This window comes from Candidatus Symbiopectobacterium endolongispinus, from assembly GCF_018777385.1.
GTDB lineage: Bacteria > Pseudomonadota > Gammaproteobacteria > Enterobacterales > Enterobacteriaceae > Symbiopectobacterium > Symbiopectobacterium endolongispinus.
Map to the genome: position 1 here is coordinate 265,970 of NZ_JAFJYB010000003.1, position 16,222 is coordinate 282,191.

A 16,222-nucleotide genomic window follows, 5' to 3' on the forward strand; every position below is an offset into this window, starting at 1 on the left:
AGTTGCCGCCACGTGGACTTACTCTTTCTCGGACAGATAAGGGTCAGCATAGCCCATTTGTTGCATAATCTCGGTTTCCAACGCTTCCATCTCTTCTGCTTCGTCATCCTCGATGTGATCATAACCCAGCAGATGCAGACAACCGTGTATCACCATATGTGCCCAGTGGGCGTCTGCGGTTATTTGCTGTTCAATGGCTTCCTGCTCCACCACCTGGCGGCAAATAATCAGATCGCCCAATAACGGCAGCTCGACTTCCGGCGGCGCTTCAAACGGAAAGGAAAGTACGTTGGTAGGTTTGTCTTTGCCGCGATAGGTGTGATTCAGTTCGTGGCTTTCCGCTTCATCAACGATACGAATGGTCACTTCCGCTTCTGGCTGAAACTGCGGCAGTACCGCCTCCAGCCAACGCTGAAAATCCTGTTCGCTCGGCAGCCCTGCTGTATTGTTGCTGGCGATTTGTAAATCGAGAATAACCTGACTCATTGTGACTCCTGCTTATCACCCGCCTCTGATACAGCGGGTGCACTGGCTGCTTGTGCTTCTCGTTTGCGCTCTTCGGCCTGCGCGGCACGACGTTTCTGGTCGGCTTCTTCCCAGGCTTCATAAGCGTTGACGATGCGTGCGACCACAGGGTGGCGCATCACATCTTCACTGTGAAAGAAGTTAAAACTGATCTCTTCCACATCGGCCAACACGTCAATCGCGTGGCGCAGCCCCGATTTGATATTGCGTGGCAGGTCAATCTGGGTGATGTCGCCGGTGATGACGGCTTTGGAGTTGAAGCCAATACTGGTCAGGAACATCTTCATCTGTTCGATCGTGGTGTTCTGGCTCTCATCGAGGATAATAAAGGCGTCATTCAGCGTGCGACCGCGCATATAGGCCAATGGCGCTACTTCAATCACGTTGCGCTCAATGAGTTTTTCCACGCGCCCAAACCCCAGCATTTCGAATAACGCATCGTAGAGTGGGCGCAGATAAGGATCGACCTTTTGGCTCAAATCGCCGGGCAGAAAGCCGAGTTTTTCTCCCGCTTCAACGGCCGGGCGCGTTAACAAAATGCGGCGGATATCCTGACGCTCGAGCGCATCCACCGCCACAGCGACTACCAGATAGGTTTTCCCCGTTCCCGCAGGGCCCACGCCGGAGGTAATATCATGATCGAGGAGGTTGGCGATATACTGCGCCTGATTGGGGGTGCGCGGCTTAATGATGCCGCGTTTGGTGCGGATGTTGATCGCCTTGCCAAAATCCGGCACGCTCTCGGCGCTTTGCTCCAGCACGCCCGATTCTTTGATTGCCAGATGAACCTGCTCGGGGTCAATATCCCCTTCCACACCACGCACGGGCGCGGTATAAACATAAAGACGTTGCAGAATATTTGCCGCCGCTTCAATACACAGGCCTTTTCCGACCAGTTTGAATTTATTGTCTCGACGGTTGATTTCGATTCCGAGACGGCGCTCCAACTGTTTGATATTACTATCAAAGGGGCCGCGCAGATTAAGCAGGCGTTTATTATCAGCAGGTTCGGTGGCAATCTCTTTTATCGTAACGTTCAAATTATTCCTCTTGGTATATCAACGCTCGTCATCATGAGTGATGAGAACAATAAGGGACGAGATGATGATTGAATTATTTATCGGTAATAGGGAAAGGTGCAAGTGGCAATATGTTCATACCCGTCATACTTCAAGTTGCAGAAGCGTTGGCTGCGTTCACTCACCCGAATCACTTACCTGGGTAAGCTCATTGGGGTAAATGAATCTCATCCCTGAGATTCACCCTGCGGGCCAGCGCAAGCGCTGTTCAAAACGTAAACGTTTTGTCCTGCAACTCGAATTATTTAGGCTATATGATGGTGCACGGCGGCCAAGTGCACGGGCGAGTGCATCGCCCGTGCGGCTTATACATCAAGGCTGGTAGAGACCAACGCCGATATCGTTCTCTTTGCGGGTTCGTGCAATCACGGAGGCTGGAGATTCGTTGATGCGCAGACCCATCTGGTCTTCGGTTTTGACAACCACACCGCGCAGTGAATTAGGACGAATGTCGACAATTTCAACATCAACGAACTTACCAATCATATCCGGGGTGCCTTCGAAGTTAACCACACGGTTATTTTCTGTGCGACCTGACAGTTACATCACGCTTTTGCGCGATGTACCTTCCACCAGAATGCGTTGGATGCTGCCTAACATACGGCGGCTGAACTGCATCGCTTGCTGGCTGATACGTTCTTGCAGAATATACAGGCGCTGCTTTTTCTCTTCTTCGCTGACATCATCAACCATGTCTGCGGCGGGGGTCCCCGGACGCGCAGAGCAGATAAAGCTAAAGCTCATATCAAAATTGACGTCACCAATCAGTTTCATGGTTTGTTCGAAATCTTCCTGGGTTTCACCGGGGAAGCCGATGATAAAGTCGGAACTGATATGAATATCCGGCCGTGCGCTGCGCAGTTTACGAATGATAGCTTTGTATTCCAGCGCTCTCCAGCGGCCAAGTTGATGGAAAACTTTTTCCTGTGCCTTTTCACGGATAGAACAGGTATTCAGCAGCAGAACGTCAGCCTCTTCAGCCACCTCGGTCAGCTCATAACCGTGTGTACTTTCCAGCAGGTCAGCCATCTTGGATGAATCGTATTCATTCATCTGACAGCCACAGGTTTTAATGTGCAGTTTCTTTGTCATCGACTTGTCATTACTCAGTGCGGGTGAAAAAGCGTATTACTGAATCATAGATGCCCGGAAATACGGACGGGGCACGCATTGTAATCTTTTGCTGCGGTTGTGACCAGAGCGCGAAATTTGTTGAGCGTTTTTTCGCTGAGTTAACGCGGTTGTCGAAAATCCAGTACACTGTGCCTATCAGTCACACAGTTTGAGTCGGTTTAGGCACGATGAACGGAATAAATCAACGGTATGATGCCATCGTGGTCGGTGGCGGGATGGTCGGTGCCGCAGTCGCGCTCGGGCTCGCGCGCAACGGTTTTCAGGTCGCGGTGTTGGAGCAGGCCGCTCCCGCCGCCTTTATGGACGACAGTGCGCCGGATATTCGGGTTTCAGCGCTGGGATATGCGTCTGTTTCACTGCTAAAGTCGTTGGGTGCATGGTCGGGCGTTGAGCAGATGCGCTGTGCGCCTTATCGCCGGTTGGAAACCTGGGAATGGGATGATGCACGGGTTGCCTTTAGCGCCGACGACCTGCACCTGCCCGAATTGGGATTTATGGTGGAAAACCGGGTATTGCAACTGGTATTGTGGCAATGCCTGGCTGAGCAGCAGCGGTGTGATATTCGTTGCCGCGCGCAGATACGCAGCATGGTTCGCACGCCTGCGTGCTGGCAGATCGCGCTGGATAGCGGTGAGACATTGAGTGCGCCTTTGGTGCTTGGTGCGGATGGCGCGAACTCGCGTGTGCGCCAGTGGGCGGGTATCGGCATCAATGGATGGCAGTACCGGCAATCGTGTCTGTTGATTGCCGTGGATACCCAGCAACCTCAGCAGGATTGTACTTGGCAGCAGTTTACGCCTCAGGGACCGCGTGCATTTTTACCGCTGTTTGGATCATGGGGCGCGTTGGCGTGGTATGACAGCCCGCGCCGTATTCGTCAGCTTCAATCACTGTCGTTGCCACAGTTGGATAACGCAATTGCAGAAACTTTCCCCACACGTTTGGGGCCCGTGAAGTCGGTTGCCGCCGGGGCATTCCCACTGGTGCGTCGTCATGCACAACGTTATGTGGCTGAAGGGGTCGCCTTGGTGGGGGATGCCGCCCATACCATTAATCCACTCGCCGGGCAGGGCGTGAATCTCGGCTATCGTGACGCGGACGCGTTGATTGATGTTGTGACTGGCGCGCGGGATGCAGGGGAGTGCTGGTACAGTGAAGCCGTTTTGCTGCGTTATCAGCGTCGGCGTAAGGCTGATAATTTGTTAATGCAAAATGGCATGGACCTATTTTATAACGCGTTCAGTAATCGTTTACCACCATTGACCTTTGCCCGAAACATGGCATTGCTGGCTGCTGAGCGTGCAGGACATCTTAAAACGCTGGCGCTGAAATATGCCATCGGTGTGTAACCTGTTGGTGTTAGTGTGGTGACGGTTGTCGATTTCTAAGGCGCTCGGGCGCAATTTTTTAAGGTAGCGGTTGTTTATGACGTATCTGTTTCTTTCTCTCGCCATTGTGGCGGAAGTGATCGCCACCTCGGCGCTCAAACTTTCGGATGGCTTTAGTCGTTTAATGCCCAGCATTATTACTGTGATCTTTTATGGCGTGTCGTTCTATTGCCTTTCTCTTACAATGCGCACGTTACCGACTGGCATCATTTATGCCATCTGGTCTGGGGTTGGGATTGTGCTGATTGCCACGGTGAGTTGGCTATTTTACGGACAGAAGCTCGATTTGCCTGTGATACTGGGGATGTTGCTGATTATCCTGGGCGTGATTGTGATTAACCTGTTTTCCAAGTCGGTGGCGCATTGAAACGGTATCTTTGGTAGGAGAACCGAAGTGCTCTTCGTTTGTTGATTTGTGGTTTAACGCTCCCACTATGATCGTCTATCAGAGAGTGTTTTCATTGTCCGATGGAGAAAGTAGACTCAATCTGTTAGTAATGATTGTCGCGCTGTGCTGAGGCCACCAACCTTGGCAAGCAAAAGAACCCAACTTTGCTGTTGCCTGTATATTGTGCGTTAATTGTGTTACTCAGGACCGCTCTTTAGTCGTTAGTATGCGGTTGCGCCTCCGGGCTAGGGTTATGTGGCGCACGTCATGTTGAGAGGTAAAGACCTGTCCGGGTTACAGGTGGTGCTGGTTCGGTGCCTTGGCCTGAGCGCGACAGTTGTTACTAACAAAGGCGATAATCCTTCGTGCAGGCAGCGTAAAGGTAACAATCTGGGGAATCGCGCTCCCAACCGGAGCAAACGGATAAAAGCGATTGTAGAATCTGCTATCATCGTGCTAAAGGCGCTATTAGCGTTTTTGGCGCTGATCCGCATTTTCCTGACATCATGCTGGAAACGTAACTAAGGCCATCAGGTTACCGCCCGGTGGCCTTTAATCGTTTATTGAATAACGGATAAAAGCAAACAGGGCGACGTCTTTCGACTGTCGCCCTGTTTCTCGCTGTGTTACCAGCGTTTTTTTGGCTGGGGTACGAGGATTCGAACCTCGGAATGGTGGAATCAGAATCCACTGCCTTACCGCTTGGCGATACCCCAAAAATGTGGTGGCTACGACGGGAATCGAACCTGTGACCCCAGCATTATGAGTGCTGTGCTCTAACCAGCTGAGCTACGTAGCCAAATAGTACATCTTGGTTTTTTGTTTTTCAACAAAAACTTTTAACTTCAATCACATAGCATCAATTACATGGCTGGGGTACCTGGATTCGAACCAGGGAATGCCGGTATCAAAAACCGGTGCCTTACCGCTTGGCGATACCCCAATACCCTAACATGCCTTGTTGCTTAACAACCGTGAAGGAATGGTGCGGGAGGCGAGACTTGAACTCGCACACCTTGCGGCGCCAGAACCTAAATCTGGTGCGTCTACCAATTTCGCCACTCCCGCAAGAAAAGATGGTGGCTACGACGGGAATCGAACCTGTGACCCCAGCATTATGAGTGCTGTGCTCTAATCAGCTGAGCTACGTAGCCATCTTTTCCGCGTCACCTTCATCGGCGTTGCGGGGCGCATTATGCGTAGTTGGCCGAATTGCGTCAACACATTTTTTCCCTAAAAACGCCTGTGACGGTTCGTTTGTTTGGGTTGTGAACAGTATGATGAGAAAAGCGACAATAAAACAGGTTTTCCTGCGACAAAATGAAAAAAACGGGCCCATAAAGGGCCCGTTTTTATTCGAGTCAATCACCATAAGGCAATGTTCTATAACGACTACGCTCAGTACGCTGATTGGTGAACGCCAACCGCACGACCTGATGGATCGTCCATCTTTTTGAAGGATTCATCCCATTCGATCGCTTTTGCCGAAGAACAGGCAACAGAAGGGCCTCCAGGCACGCATTCTGCGGCACTTGGTACCGGGAACAGCTCTTCGAAGATTTCACGGTACAGGTAGCCTTCTTTGGACGTTGGCGTGTTGTACGGGAAACGGAAGTGGGCGGTTTCCAGTTGCTGGTCAGAAACCTGTTTTGCCGCCACCTCTTTCAACGTGTCGATCCAGCTATACCCCACGCCATCAGAGAACTGCTCTTTCTGACGCCAAGCGACGCTGTGTGGCAGGTAGGATTCAAAACATTCACGCAGAATGTGTTTCTCCATTTTCCCTTTGCCGCACATTTTGTCCTGAGGGTTGATGCGCATTGCCACATCCAGGAATTTTTTATCCAGGAACGGCACACGCGCTTCCACGCCACAGGCAGACATGGCCTTGTTGGCACGCGCGCAATCGTATTGATGCAGTGCGAGCAGTTTACGTACCGTTTCTTTGTGCAGTTCTTTGGCGTTAGGCGCTTTGTGGAAGTACAGGTAACCACCGAACACTTCATCAGAGCCTTCACCGGACAGCACCATTTTGATGCCCATCGCTTTGATTTTACGTGACATCAGATACATCGGGGTAGACGCACGAATGGTGGTTACGTCATAGGTTTCGATGTGATAAATCACATCGCGAATGGCATCCAGCCCTTCTTGCACGGTGAAGTGAATTTCGTGGTGCACGGTGCCCAAATGCTCGGCCACTTCTTGCGCGGCTTTCAGATCCGGCGCACCTTCCAGGCCAACGGCGAAAGAGTGCAGTTGCGGCCACCAGGCTTCGCTGCGCTCGTCGTCTTCCACGCGGCGTGCGGCAAATTTCTTAGTGATCGCGGAAATGACGGAAGAGTCCAGACCGCCAGAAAGCAGTACGCCGTAAGGCACATCGGACATCAGGTGGATTTTCACCGATTCTTCCAACGCTTCACGCAGCGCTTCTTTGTCAGTTACGTTGTCTTTGACGACATCGTAGTCGAACCAGTCACGACGGTAGTATTCGCGAATTTCGCCGTCTTTGCTCCACAGGTAGCTGCCTGCCGGGAATTCCTTGATGGTGCGGCATACCGGCACCAGCGCTTTCATTTCCGAGGCCACGTACAGGTTGCCGTGTTCGTCGTAACCCATATACAGGGGGATAATGCCCAAATGGTCACGACCAATCAGGTAAGCGTCTTTTTCACTGTCATACAGGGCAAAAGCGAACATGCCGCGCAGGTCATCTAAGAATTCCGGCCCTTTTTCCTGGTACAGTGCCAGAATGACTTCGCAGTCAGAACCTGTCTGGAATGCATAATGGTCGCCGTACTGCTGGCGCAATGCTTGATGGTTATAGATTTCACCGTTGACAGCCAGAATATGGGTGTGTGCCTGGTTGTAGAGCGGTTGGGCACCGGTGTTGACGTCAACGATGGAGAGACGTTTGTGGGCCAAAATCGCTTTTTCATTGGCATAAATACCAGACCAGTCCGGGCCGCGGTGGCGCATCATTCGAGACAACTCCAGCGCTTTTTTACGCAATTCAACCGGATCGGTTTTGATATCCAACACACCAAAAATAGAACACATAAAGAACCCCCTCTTGCTCACCTGTCTGAAGTGAAATAACACGGTTAGGGCGTCAGCAACCTTGAGTGGGACAATGCCACAACGGTTCGCGTTGCCTTCTGCTGTACCAATGACAATGATTTAGCATCAAAATGCCACTTGAATTCAATATCATTTAATAAAAAAAGCCTTTGGCATGTGTTTTATTCAATGCGAAAGGCTCGTTTATGAAAAAATGATAATCAGTGTCGCTATTGAGGGCGAATTTTTGCAGATTTCATAATCCCGCAAACGTCCACTATCAAGAGGGTTCCAGTAAATGCTGCAACAGCACACCGTTAAGCATGGCACGTTTTACCAGCGCGAAAGCCCCAATGGGAGAGAGGTGGTTAAATGTGGAGACTTCAATCGGCAGGTGCTGACGAAATTCTTTCAGTACCTGGGTGTTAACGCAGCGTTGAATAGCAGGCAGCAGAATTTTCTCGGCATCGGTGATCTCGCCCGCAATCACTACCTTTTGCGGATTGAACAGGTTGATGGCGATGGCAAGCGCTTTGCCTAAATATTTACCCGCATGCTCGAGCACATCTTGTGCCAGCGTATCACCCCGGTTAGCGGTTTTGCAGATGGCGGTGATGGTGCACTCTTCGCGTGTCAGTTTGCTGCTGTACCCTTGCGACAGAAGGTGAGCGACACGTTGCTCTATCGCACCGTTGGACACCACCGTTTCCAGACAGCCAAAGTTGCCGCAGTGGCAGCGTTCGCCAAGTGGGTCGATTTGAATATGCCCGATTTCGCCCACGTTGCCGTTGCTACCGAGGAATATTTGCCCGTTGACCAAAATGCCCGCACCGGTGCCACGGTGAACGCGGACCAGAATAGAGTCTGGGTAGTCGTGAGTTGCACCAAAATAGTGTTCAGCCAGCGCCAGGCTCTGGATATCATGGCCGACAAAGCACGTGACCTTGAAGCGCTGTTGTAGCAACTACACTAGCGGCCAGTTATCGACGCTAATATGCGGCATGTAATGCACAATTCCCGCCGAGGGATCGACCAAGCCGGGGAGCACGACCGAGATAGCGATCAGTTCCCGAATACGGCGTTGATTGATGGCGATAAAGTCGCTGATCGCGTCAAACAGCGAGGCTTCCAGCGTATCCTGTGTACTTTCTGTCAACGGGTAGTGGGCATCGCTAAGCGATTTACCCTGAAGATCGTAGAGCGCAATCGTGGCACCATGACGGCCCAGACGCACTGCGATAGCGTGAAAAGGCTGTGTTTCACAAATGATGGAAATGGCACGCCGTCCGCCGGTAGAGGCCTGTTGATCAACTTCTTTTATCAGCCCGCGTTCCAACAACTGACGCGTGATTTTCGTGACGCTGGCAGGGGCTAACTGACTGAATTCGGCTATCTGAATGCGGGAAATGGGGCCTTGTTGATCAATCAGACGATAGACAACGGCACTATTTAACTGCTTAACCAGATCAACATTCCCTATTTGTGTTTGTCCGCCTGTCGTCATTCTTGAACGCTCGCTTATCTTTTTCGGCCTCGTTTTATATCCCCCTACCTCAGATAGCCTAAGCGTTTGCCACACGTGTTATCGCGTATAGACGCTATTGCCATTCACGAAGGTATGAAGGACGTGGTACCCATCATCAAATACTGTCAGGTTGGCGATTTTTCCACTTTCGATACTGCCTAACCGATCGTCCAGATGCATGGCGCGCGCTGGGTAAAGGGTTGCCATGCGCAGCGCTTCATCTAGCACAATACCGACATGTTTCACGCTGTTTTTGACGGCATCGATCATTGTCAGTGCCGAACCGCTCAGCGCGCCATTATCATCCACGCACAACCCATCACGGTAGTATATGGTTTTACCGGCAAAAGTGAACCTATCGATATCAGCACCTGCCGTGGCCGTGGCGTCAGTGACCAGAACGAGTTTCTCGTCTTTGATCCGTTTGCTGTTGCGGATATTGGCCCAATCAACGTGCATGCCGTCGGCAATGATGCCGCAGTAGATCTCTGGGGCGTCATAAATAGCGCCCACCAAACCCGGCTCGCGTCCGCTAATATACGGCATGGCATTAAACAGGTGTGTGGCAAAGTGAATACCGGCAGCAAACCAGCGTTTTGCTTCCTGCCAGGTGGCATTTGAATGCCCGGCCGAAACCACAATCCCTGCCTGGCTAAGCTGTCGAATCATGGCGGGTGGCACCTTTTCCGGTGCCAGCGTGATTTGACCAATCACGTCCGCATTGGCGCAAAGATAGTCAACCAACTGTTGCTCTGGCGCACGGATCAGTCTGGCATCGTGCGTACCTTTTTTCACCACATTCAGCCACGGTCCTTCAATATGCAGGCCGAGTGCCTGATTGGCGTGTAATGCGAGATAAGCGCGCATGGTTTCAACCGCGTGCTTGATAAAGGCATCACTGGAGGTGATAAGCGTAGGGAGAAAACTGGTGCAGCCAGAGAGGTGATTGGCCTGCTGCATGGTTTCTAGCGTGGCAATGGAAATGGCATCAAGGCTGTCATTGAACTGGACGCCACCGCAGCCGTTAAGCTGTAAATCGATAAAGCCGGGGGGCAACCGAGGCACCATTCAGATCGTGGCGTGGCAGGGGGGCGGGAAGATCGGATTCGGGACACACGCTTTCGATTGTGTCATCGTTGATAACGATAGCATGGTCATCCAGTATTTGGTGCCCAGTATAGATACGACAATGGGTTAACGCATACATCTTGAACTCCCGGCTTACAGATTAAAGACCGATAATGCTTTCAGCTTCCAACTCGTGGAAGTATTTCACGGTTTTTACTTTCAACTCCATGGTAGAGGGCTCATCGCAAACAATGATTGCCTTGGCATGCAGTTGCAGACAACTGATGGTACACATGTGATTTACATTGCCCCCTACGGCAGCCTGTAACGCTTGTGCCTTGTTACGGCCAGACACCAAAATCATCACTTCTTCAGCATCTAACAGGGTGCCGACGCCGACGGTAAGCGCATATTTGGGAACCTGAGACACATCACCCTCGAAGAAACGGGAATTAGCGGTGCGGGTCTCTTCGGTCAACGTCTTGATCCGCGTACGGGAGGCTAAGGATGAGGCGGGTTCATTAAACGCAATATGTCCGTCATTACCTACTCCCCCATAAACAGGTGAATCTTGCCATAGGAGGCCATTTTATCTTCATAACGTTGGCATTCGGCCACCACATCTGGAGAGTTACTGTTCAACAGGTTAATATTTTCCTGCGGAATATCAACGTGATTGAAGAAATTCCCATACATGAACGTGTGATAACTTTGCGGATGTGCGGCCGGCAGACCGACATATTCATCCATATTAAATGTCACCACGTGCTTAAAATTGACCAGCCCCGCGTTGTGCATCACGATAAGCGCTTTATAAGCTTCTAACGGTGAGCTGCCTGTTGGCAGGCCTAACACAAAAGGGCGCTCAGCGCTGGGATTAAAGGCATTGATGCGCTGCACAATATGTCGTGCTGCCCATTTGCCTACCTGCTCTGATGTGGTTACGGGAATAAGTCTCATACATAAATCTCCGGATAAGCGTTCCAAAACCAGTGAACCGATTTGCTACTGCCTGGATGATAAAGATAGGTTATTAGTTAGTCTAGCCTGTTTTTTATCTTGAAATAAGATGAGGGGATTGATAGGTATAATGATTTAATATGCAGGTGTTTTGCGCATTATATCACAAAATGTCAGAGTTTAATTTGCGTGGCGAATTATTTTTTACACTTCACAAGCACAAGCCGCCTGGTATGGGATGGCTGCTGTGAATGGGTTTAACGGGCAGTTTGGTATCCCCTGGCGGGAGAGAGAAGATAATGTGAGTGTTCTTAGCTATTTGCAAAGGGTAGGACGAGCGCTGATGGTGCCAGTGGCGACGTTGCCAGCCGCAGCGATTCTCATGGGGATAGGGTACTGGATCGATCCCAATGGTTGGGGGAGTGAGAGTGCGCTGGCAGAGTTACTGATCAAATCAGGTGCCGCAATCATTGAAAACATGGGGGTGCTGTTTGCGGTAGGCATTGCTTATGGAACGTCCAAGGATAAAGATGGGGCGGCAGCGTTAACCGGGTTCGTCGGTTTTCTGGTACTGACCACGTTGTGCTCTCCCCCAGCCGTTTCGATGATCCAGCATATCCCGTTGGCGGAAGTGCCTGCGGCATTCAGCAAAATCCAAAACCAGTTTATTGGTATTCTGGTTGGTATTATTCAGCTGAACTCTACAACCGTTACAGCCATGTCAAATTGCCCGAAGCATTCTCGTTTTTTAGCGGGCGTCGGCTGGTACCGATCTTGACCTCGTTCCTGATGATCGTTGTTGCCTTCATTTTGATGTATGTCTGGCCAGTGATTTTTAGTGCATTGGTCACGCTGGGCGAACATATCCAGCAGTTGGGTTCGATGGGGGCGGGCGTGTACGCATTCTTCAACCTCCTGCTTATTCCTGTTGGGTTGCACCACGCGTTGAACTCGGTATTTTGGTTTGATGTAGCAGGCATTAACGATATTCCAAACTTCCTCGGCGGGCAGCAGTCCATTGATGCGGGTAAAGCGGTTGTTGGTATCACAGGGCGTTATCAGGCGGGGTTCTTCCCCATCATGATGTTTGTTTTACCGGGGGCGGCATTAGCGATTTATCACTGCTCGCGCCCGGAAAACAAAAGCAAAGTGGCTGGGATTATGATGGCCGCCGCGTTTGCCGCTTTCTTTACCGGGATCACCGAGCAGCTTGAGTTTTCGTTTATGTTCGTAGCGCCCGTGCTGTATGTGCTGCATGCCGTGTTGACCGGGATCTCGGTGTTCATTGCCGCAAGTATGCATTGGATTGCGGGCTTCGGTTTTAGCGCCGGGTTGGTCGATATGGCTCTCTCGTCGCGTAACCCTCTGGCAACCTAGTGGTATATGCTGATTCCGCAAGGGCTGGTGTTCTTTGTTATTTACTATGCAACGTTCCGTTTTACTACCAACCGTTTCAACTTGCTGACGCCGGGGCGCGAGCAGTCGGTCGACGGCAGTGAGGCGGATGGTTTTACGTTAAATCAAAGCGTTGTAGAAAAGAAGGTGAATGATACGACGTCTCTGGCTCAGGGATATTTGGCGGCGCTGGGCGGTAAAGCCAATCTGGTCGGGATCGATGCGTGTATCACACGTCTGCGGCTGAATGTGGTGGATTCTGCGCAAGTGGATGAGGCTCAGGCAAAATGCTTGGGAGCGGCGGGAGTTATCCGCTTGAATAAACAGAATGTGCAAATTGTCGTGGGGACGCAGGCAGAAGCGATCGCGACGGCCTTAAAGCAAATCCAAAATGGGCAATAATCATTGTATTGTCAGCGTTAAATAGTACGGCGTGGGGCATTCCTCACGCCGTATTTTTTCGCCGTTGGTACTAAAGTACGCCTGCTTTCGGTTACCTCATGCGTAATCGTCAGCAGTTTTGCTTCTTTCTGTGTATTTCATAAGATTTAGTGCAAGTAACAGTTGTGTCCTGCCGTAGCTTGTTGGATTATTACGGGTTATGTGTCGTTTTGCATCGAGGAATCAAGCATGAGTGAGGCAGAAGCCCGCCCAACCAACTTTATCCGTCAGATTATTGATGAAGATCTGGCGTCTGGAAAACACAGCCTGGTACAAACCCGTTTTCCGCCGGAACCCAATGGCTACTTGCATATCGGTCATGCCAAGTCCATTTGCCTCAATTTCGGGGTGGCGAAAGATTATAACGGTCAGTGTAATCTGCGTTTTGATGATACCAACCCGGTGAAAGAGGATATCGAGTACGTCGAGTCCATCAAGCAGGATGTGCAATGGTTGGGGTTCTCCTGGAGCGGAGAGATTCGCTATTCTTCTGATTATTTTGACCAGTTGCATCTGTATGCGGTCGAACTGATCGGCAAAGGGCTGGCTTATGTGGATGAACTCTCTCCTGAGCAGATCCGCGAATACCGTGGCACGCTGACTTCCCCCGGTAAAAACAGCCCTTATCGCGATCGCAGCGTTCAGGAAAACCTGAACCTGTTTGAAAAAATGCGTAATGGTGGATTTGCTGAGGGCACTGCGTGTCTGCGTGCCAAGATAGACATAGCATCACCGTTCATCGTGATGCGCGATCCGGTTCTGTACCGTATCAAATTCGCCGAACATCACCAGACCGGGAAAAAGTGGTGCATCTATCCCATGTACGATTTCACGCATTGCATTTCCGATGCGTTGGAAGGGATTACACACTCACTGTGCACGCTGGAGTTCCAGGATAACCGTCGCCTGTACGATTGGGTGTTGGACAATATCACCATTCCTTGCCATCCGCGCCAGTATGAATTCTCGCGCTTGAACCTGGAATATACGGTGATGTCCAAACGCAAACTGAATCAGTTAGTGACGGAGAAAGTGGTTGAAGGGTGGGACGATCCCCGCATGCCAACTATTTCCGGCCTGCGTCGCCGTGGCTATACTGCCGCTTCCGTGCGCGAATTTTGTCGTCGTATCGGTGTGACCAAACAGGACAATAATGTCGAAATGGCGGCGTTGGAATCCTGTATTCGTGACGATCTTAATAAGCATGCGCCGCGCGCCATGGCAGTTTTGGATCCGGTAAAAGTGATTATCGAGAATCTGCCAGAGGGCCACGAAGAGTGGGTTTCCATGCCGAATCATCCGAATAACCCGGAAATGGAGACGCGGCAGGTGCCGTTCAGCCGCGAGATTTATATCGATCGTGCCGATTTCCGTGAAGAAGCTAACAAACAGTACAAGCGTCTGGTGCTGGGTAAAGAAGTGCGCTTGCGCAATGCGTATGTCATCAAGGCGGAACGCGTTGAGAAAGATGAGCAGGGTGTTATCTCCACGCTGTATTGCACCTATGATGCCGAAACCTTGGGTAAAGATCCGGCTGACGGGCGTAAAGTGAAGGGCGTTATCCATTGGGTCTCTGCCGCACATGCACTGCCGGCTGAATTCCGCCTTTACGATCGCCTGTTCAGCGTACCAAACCTAGGTGCTGCGGATGACTTCCTTGCAACGATTAACCCGGATTCGCTAAAAGTGGTTCAGGGCTTTGTCGAACCGAGTTTGTTAAAGGCTGAAGTGGAAAAAGCCTATCAGTTTGAACGCGAAGGGTATTTTTGTGCCAATCGCCGCTATTCAAGCGAAACACATCTGGTGTTTAACCGTACGGTAGGCCTGCGTGATACGTGGGTTGGTTAAAACTGGTGTTTGACTGCCATAAAAAAGCCTGACTTATTTCGGGTCGTGGAGCGTTTCTTCTTCTCGGCAGTCGCCCGTACTGCAATGGCCATACAAGTACAAACTGTGGTTAGTCAGTTTAATACCGTGTCTGTCTGCGATTTCGCGCTGACGCGCTTCGATAGATTCATCACGGAATTCAATAACGCGTCCGCAATCCAGGCAAATAAGATGGTCATGGTGGTGTTGCTGTGTCAGTTCGAACACTGACTTACCACCTTCAAAATTATGACGGGTGACAATACCGGCATCATCAAACTGGTTAAGCACGCGATAAACGGTCGCAATACCGATCTCTTCGCCCATATCTATCAGTTTTTTATACAAATCTTCCGCGCTGACGTGATGACACTCCGGATCCTGCAACACTTCCAGAATCTTCAGTCTTGGCAGAGTGACTTTCAAGCCGGCCTTCTTTAATGCGGTGTTATTGTCAGTCATGCGGGTTTAGTCCTGTTACTTTCTCGTCGATGGGGGCAATTAAGCCTATGGCATCGGTCGGCTCAAAAATTGTAATGGCGTCTCAATTATAGAACCGCGCATTAAAAATGAAAACCATGGGATGTTAACAATACCGTCCCCATAAAGAAAGTGTGCATTCGCGCGCAATCTCTTATTGTAAAATGGAGAAAATTGATAAACGTATAAAACCGATGGGTACTATTGTACAGGATTAGGCCGTGAAGTTAAAAAAATGTTTCTATTAATTTAATCGGTTTTATCTATTAATAAAGCCATGACATTGCTATCATGGCTTCTGTGTAAAACAGGGGCGATTAACCTACCAGTGCTTTCAGGTTGAGCTCTTCGCTGATTTGTTTGACCCAGGCACTCACGCGTTCACTGGTCAGTTCAGGTTGACGATCTTCATCAATGGCCAGACCGATGAAGTGGTTATCGTCTGCCAGCCCTTTAGACGCTTCGAAATAGTAACCTTCGGTTGACCAGTTGCCGACAATAGTTGCCCCGCGCGGTTCAATAATGTCTCGCAGCGTTCCCATCGCGTCACAAAAGTATTCTGCGTAATCTTCTTGGTCGCCACAGCCAAACGATGCAACGATTTTTCCATTGAAATCAATCTCTTCCAATGTCGGAAAGAAATCGTACCAATCACACTGGGCCTCACCATAGTACCAGGTCGGAATACCAAGCAGCAGGATATCAAACGCTTCAATATCTTCTTTGCTGCTCTTGGCGATGTCATGAACCTCTGCAACATCACTGCCAAGTTGCTGTTGGATTGTCTTGGCAATGTTTTCGGTATTGCCGGTGTCACTGCCAAAGAAAATGCCTATGAGTGCCATGGATAAAATAACCTCTTTATTCTTAATGGTATGGTGCAGTTTATCACCTACATATCAAGTAATAATAT

Annotated in this window: 9 protein-coding genes, 5 tRNA genes and 5 pseudogenes; 5 read left to right on the plus strand and 14 right to left on the minus strand. The window is 50.4% G+C overall.

Going from position 1 to position 16,222, the window contains the following annotated elements; translation table 11 throughout:
• Nucleotides 1-18: 18 nt before the first annotated feature.
• From ybeY to JZM30_RS12845, 3 genes and pseudogenes are all read right to left on the minus strand, one after another.
• On the minus strand, nucleotides 19-486 hold the full coding sequence (ybeY, locus tag JZM30_RS12835) for an rRNA maturation RNase YbeY (RefSeq protein WP_252319146.1): 468 nt from the start codon (nucleotides 484-486) through the stop codon (nucleotides 19-21).
• Nucleotides 483-1,565 (minus strand): PhoH family protein, encoded by a 1,083-nt coding sequence (locus JZM30_RS12840; protein WP_252319150.1) that lies wholly within the window; start codon nucleotides 1,563-1,565, stop codon nucleotides 483-485. Before JZM30_RS12840 ends, ybeY begins: the two co-directional genes overlap by 4 nt.
• A gap of 351 nt (nucleotides 1,566-1,916) precedes the next feature.
• A pseudogene (locus tag JZM30_RS12845) lies at nucleotides 1,917-2,696 on the minus strand (TRAM domain-containing protein).
• A gap of 209 nt (nucleotides 2,697-2,905) precedes the next feature.
• Between JZM30_RS12845 and ubiF the strand changes: the two are divergent.
• From ubiF to JZM30_RS12860, 3 genes are all read left to right on the plus strand, one after another.
• Nucleotides 2,906-4,087, plus strand: coding sequence for a 3-demethoxyubiquinol 3-hydroxylase (gene ubiF, locus JZM30_RS12850; protein WP_252319152.1), 1,182 nt, complete (start codon nucleotides 2,906-2,908; stop codon nucleotides 4,085-4,087).
• 76 nt (nucleotides 4,088-4,163) lie between these two features.
• On the plus strand, nucleotides 4,164-4,493 hold the full coding sequence (locus JZM30_RS12855) for an SMR family transporter (RefSeq protein WP_252319162.1): 330 nt from the start codon (nucleotides 4,164-4,166) through the stop codon (nucleotides 4,491-4,493).
• 288 nt (nucleotides 4,494-4,781) lie between these two features.
• Nucleotides 4,782-5,039, plus strand: coding sequence for a hypothetical protein (locus tag JZM30_RS12860; RefSeq protein ID WP_252319167.1), 258 nt, complete (start codon nucleotides 4,782-4,784; stop codon nucleotides 5,037-5,039).
• Nucleotides 5,040-5,155: 116 nt separating this feature from the next.
• Here JZM30_RS12860 and JZM30_RS12865 read toward each other — a convergent pair.
• The 9 genes and pseudogenes from JZM30_RS12865 to nagB form a co-directional block, all read right to left on the minus strand.
• Nucleotides 5,156-5,230 (minus strand) — tRNA-Gln (locus JZM30_RS12865).
• A 6-nt stretch (nucleotides 5,231-5,236) separates the two neighbouring features.
• Nucleotides 5,237-5,313: transfer RNA gene (locus JZM30_RS12870), tRNA-Met, on the minus strand.
• A gap of 69 nt (nucleotides 5,314-5,382) precedes the next feature.
• Nucleotides 5,383-5,457, minus strand: a tRNA-Gln gene (locus tag JZM30_RS12875).
• 40 nt (nucleotides 5,458-5,497) lie between these two features.
• Nucleotides 5,498-5,582: transfer RNA gene (locus JZM30_RS12880), tRNA-Leu, on the minus strand.
• Nucleotides 5,583-5,591: 9 nt separating this feature from the next.
• Nucleotides 5,592-5,668: transfer RNA gene (locus tag JZM30_RS12885), tRNA-Met, on the minus strand.
• A 244-nt stretch (nucleotides 5,669-5,912) separates the two neighbouring features.
• The gene (gene asnB / locus JZM30_RS12890) at nucleotides 5,913-7,574 is read right to left on the minus strand and encodes an asparagine synthase B (RefSeq protein WP_252319168.1); all 1,662 of its coding nucleotides are present in this window, start codon (nucleotides 7,572-7,574) and stop codon (nucleotides 5,913-5,915) included.
• A 280-nt stretch (nucleotides 7,575-7,854) separates the two neighbouring features.
• Nucleotides 7,855-9,078, minus strand: a pseudogene (gene nagC / locus JZM30_RS12895) (DNA-binding transcriptional regulator NagC).
• A gap of 78 nt (nucleotides 9,079-9,156) precedes the next feature.
• A pseudogene (gene nagA / locus JZM30_RS12900) lies at nucleotides 9,157-10,306 on the minus strand (N-acetylglucosamine-6-phosphate deacetylase).
• Between the two features lie 21 nt (nucleotides 10,307-10,327).
• Nucleotides 10,328-11,127, minus strand: a pseudogene (gene nagB, locus JZM30_RS12905) (glucosamine-6-phosphate deaminase).
• Between the two features lie 301 nt (nucleotides 11,128-11,428).
• Between nagB and nagE the strand changes: the two are divergent.
• Both nagE and glnS read left to right on the plus strand, forming a co-directional pair.
• Nucleotides 11,429-12,924 (plus strand): annotated as a pseudogene (nagE, locus tag JZM30_RS12910) (N-acetylglucosamine-specific PTS transporter subunit IIBC).
• Between the two features lie 228 nt (nucleotides 12,925-13,152).
• A complete protein-coding gene (glnS, locus tag JZM30_RS12915) occupies nucleotides 13,153-14,811 on the plus strand; it encodes a glutamine--tRNA ligase (protein WP_252319171.1) in 1,659 nt (552 codons plus the stop codon).
• 33 nt (nucleotides 14,812-14,844) lie between these two features.
• Here glnS and fur read toward each other — a convergent pair whose 3' ends face one another.
• Together fur and fldA are read right to left on the minus strand one after the other, a co-directional pair.
• On the minus strand, nucleotides 14,845-15,291 hold the full coding sequence (gene fur, locus JZM30_RS12920) for a ferric iron uptake transcriptional regulator (RefSeq protein ID WP_252319176.1): 447 nt from the start codon (nucleotides 15,289-15,291) through the stop codon (nucleotides 14,845-14,847).
• Nucleotides 15,292-15,626: 335 nt separating this feature from the next.
• Entirely contained in the window at nucleotides 15,627-16,154 is a 528-nt protein-coding gene (gene fldA, locus JZM30_RS12925; RefSeq protein ID WP_252319177.1) for a flavodoxin FldA, read from the minus strand.
• Nucleotides 16,155-16,222: the final 68 nt, after the last annotated feature.